Here is a 3,194-nt window from a genome sequence, read left to right on the forward strand (position 1 = left end):
AATAAATGCCTCTCCTTCTACCATCTACTCAGAGCTCAACGGTTTCGAGACTTATAATGAATGGTCGGTGTGGTATGAAAAGGATCCTGCAGCTAAGTATACCATTGAAGGCCCGGATACTGGTGTCGGAGCAAAATTTTTGTGGGAAAGTGACAGCTCTGATGTAGGAAATGGTTCAATGACCATAGAAGAGGTAGAAGAAAACAAAATGATTCTATACAGAATGCAGTTTGGCTTTCCGGGGGAACAATTTGCTCGTTTTATCATTGAACCAGAAGGGTCAGGTGCCTCTAAAGTCACATGGACATATGAAGAAAAGCCAGCGAGTTTTGGTAAAGCGATGTACGCTTTTATGGATATGGAAGACTTTTTAGGCCCGGATTATGAAAAAGGACTCAAAAAGTTAAAAGACTATATAGAATCAAAATATGAGGCCAACAGCAATATATCATTAATAAACGCTGAACCTATCAATTACTTAGGCATTGAAGCCACCGTGGAAAATCCCACTCCAGATAACATTTCTACAAAAATGGCTGAAGTTTATGGCACACTCATGAACCATATGCAACAATCCGGCACTGAAATGACAGGAATGCCACTTTCGGTCTACACTGTTATGGAAGAAGATAAAATAGGTATGATATGTGGAATGCCAGTGGCTGAAGGCACAACCGTTGAACACGAAGAAATAAAAGCTATGCGCATTGAGGGAGGTAAGTCAATAAAAGCTATTCATATGGGTAATTATTCAGAACTTTCCTCAACATATGACGAAATAAAGGCTTATATGGCTACCAACAATCTGGAAGAAGGTGGAAATCCTTATGAAATTTACATCACCGATCCGGGAGAAGTAACTGACACTACTCAGTGGGTTACGCATGTGTTTTACCCGGTGAATTAAATAAGAATCATTTTATTAAAAAGCTGCTAACCAAATGAGTAAGCAGCTTTTTTAACCTTCGTGCTCACGGCTCTCATATTTTTTCTTCTTCCACTCCATCAGTTCTTCTCTTCTTTTCTCCAATTCTTCTTCAGAAAACTCAAAATCGATTAATTCATCCATATCCGGTTGGCCCGCGTCTACCCAACAGGTGTACCAAAAATCTCCGACCATTTTAATAGCGCTTAACATTTGCCGCTCCACCATGCCATCAAGCATTTGATGATATTCTTCAGAATACTCTCTGGAATATACTCTTATTGTAGACTGACCACGCGTTTCAAAACTATACTTCTTATCTGCTGATAAATGCTTACTCAATTTTTTCTCTAACCATAAAACAGAATCTAGTGCTTCATGAGCCTGCACAACCGCCTCCCACGCCCTCAACTGAGGATTTTCAATATACTCTGCTTTACCTACAAAAAAGTCATAATCATCAGAAAAAAGCTCAGGCAGTCGTGACTCCCAAAAACCATGTATGCCGTACTGGTCTGTAAGTTGTCCGTTATAATTTTCTGTAGTGTGAAGTGGGACATTGGCATCTCCAATATAGTGCCCAAGATCAGCCGAGAGCCGCAATATAGCTGCTGCATCCTTTATGCGCATCGCATCGGTTAATCGTAATTTCATGAAATAAATATGCCAGGGTACAATCCCATAAGCCTGTAATGTATCTTCGCTATATTTCTCAACAGCTTCAGTCCAATATCGAGGCATTTTATAAACCGCACTGTCGCCATAAATATCTACATCGATAAAATGTCGTGGCGCCTCGCCTTCTACCGCATATCTTCTTCTATCTGGGTTTACAGCATTTTCTGTGATATACTGTATGTTATGTTTATAAAACCCGATCATTTCTACAGGCAGTGTAAATACTGCCAACCGATTGATACGTTGATGCGCAAAAAAACCCCACATACCGGCTCCCAGGCAAAAAAATAAGCTACTGACTAGCAGCAGAAAAACTCTTCTCAAAATTCTAAAATGGTTTTAATTAAAATGGAGGGTAAGTTATCAAACATAAAAATATTAGCAAACTACATTTTGCAAATTCAACAATTAGATATACCTTTGCACACTCAAAATATTAGAAGGGTATTCGAATTTAATTTCAGATATGGCAAATCACAAATCAGCATTAAAGAGAATTAGATCAAATAATGCGAAAAGATTAAGAAACAAGTATCAACACAAAACAACCAGGACGTTCATCAAGAGGTTGAAAGATACTACTGATAAATCTGAAGCACAGGAGTTGCTTAAAAAAGTAGTTTCTATGATCGACAAATTAGCTAAGAAAAATATCATTCATGATAATAAAGCAGCTAACAAAAAATCTAAGCTTACTAAGCTTGTAAATAGCCTGTAAGGCATTTTATAAATACACCAAAAAGCTCTGGTTCTTTTTTGAATCAGAGCTTTTTGTATTTATGCTCCATTATTACCTCCTTCTACATGAGGTAGTAGAAAAGCGTTAATTTCCTTACTTTCGAAAAACAATGGAAAACACCGCTTATCTTAATATCAAAAGTTGGGCAGAAGAAGATCGCCCACGAGAAAAACTACTACTCAAAGGCAAAGCCTCACTTTCTGAAGCAGAGTTAATAGCCATATTGATAGGATCCGGCACCGCATCTATGAGTGCTGTAGATCTCTCCAAACAAATTTTAGGACACACAAATAACAACCTCAACGACCTGGCCAAACTCACTGTACAGGAGCTAATGAAGTTTAAAGGCATTGGTGAGGCAAAGGCCATCAGTATAGTGGCTGCTCTCGAGCTAGGTCGCAGACGTAAAGAGTCAGAAGTTGTTAAGAAACCAAAAATTACCTGTTCTCAAGATGCATATGACATTATGCGGGCACACCTGCTCGACCTTAGCCATGAAGAGTTTTGGGTACTTATGCTTAGTCGCTCCAATCAAGTCATTAAAAAGCAATTGATAAGCAGCGGTGGGGTCTCTGGCACCGTAGCCGATCCCAAGATTATTTTTAAAATGGCCCTGGATGAGCTTGCCTCATCTATAATACTCAGTCATAATCACCCTTCAGGAAATCTTAAACCAAGCCAGGCAGACATAAACCTCACAAAAAAGTTGAAGGAAGCTGGTGAAATGCTCGAAATACCCGTTTTAGACCATCTCATTTTCACAAATGATGGCTACTTTAGCTTTGCAGATGAAAACCTGATGTAATGCAAAAAAAGATATTATATATAGTAATTGGGCTGGTGGCGGCCATT

Annotated in this window: 4 protein-coding genes; 3 read left to right on the forward strand and 1 reads right to left on the reverse strand. The window is 38.9% G+C overall.

Going from position 1 to position 3,194, the window contains the following annotated elements; genetic code table 11:
* On the forward strand, positions 1-907 hold a 907-nt coding region (locus E1176_RS07465; protein WP_155209980.1), incomplete at its 5' end, for an SRPBCC family protein.
* Between the two features lie 51 nt (positions 908-958).
* Here E1176_RS07465 and E1176_RS07470 read toward each other — a convergent pair.
* Positions 959-1,927 (reverse strand): zinc dependent phospholipase C family protein, encoded by a 969-nt coding sequence (locus E1176_RS07470; protein WP_425482565.1) that lies wholly within the window; start codon positions 1,925-1,927, stop codon positions 959-961.
* A 142-nt stretch (positions 1,928-2,069) separates the two neighbouring features.
* Between E1176_RS07470 and rpsT the strand changes: the two genes are divergently transcribed.
* Both rpsT and radC read left to right on the forward strand, forming a co-directional pair.
* Entirely contained in the window at positions 2,070-2,321 is a 252-nt protein-coding gene (rpsT, locus tag E1176_RS07475) for a 30S ribosomal protein S20 (protein WP_155209981.1), read from the forward strand.
* 130 nt (positions 2,322-2,451) lie between these two features.
* The gene (gene radC / locus E1176_RS07480) at positions 2,452-3,147 is read left to right on the forward strand and encodes a RadC family protein (RefSeq protein ID WP_155209982.1); all 696 of its coding nucleotides are present in this window, start codon (positions 2,452-2,454) and stop codon (positions 3,145-3,147) included.
* Positions 3,148-3,194 lie beyond the last annotated feature (47 nt).

The sequence above is a fragment of the Fulvivirga aurantia genome (genome assembly GCF_009711475.1).
GTDB classification, from domain to species: domain Bacteria; phylum Bacteroidota; class Bacteroidia; order Cytophagales; family Cyclobacteriaceae; genus Fulvivirga; species Fulvivirga aurantia.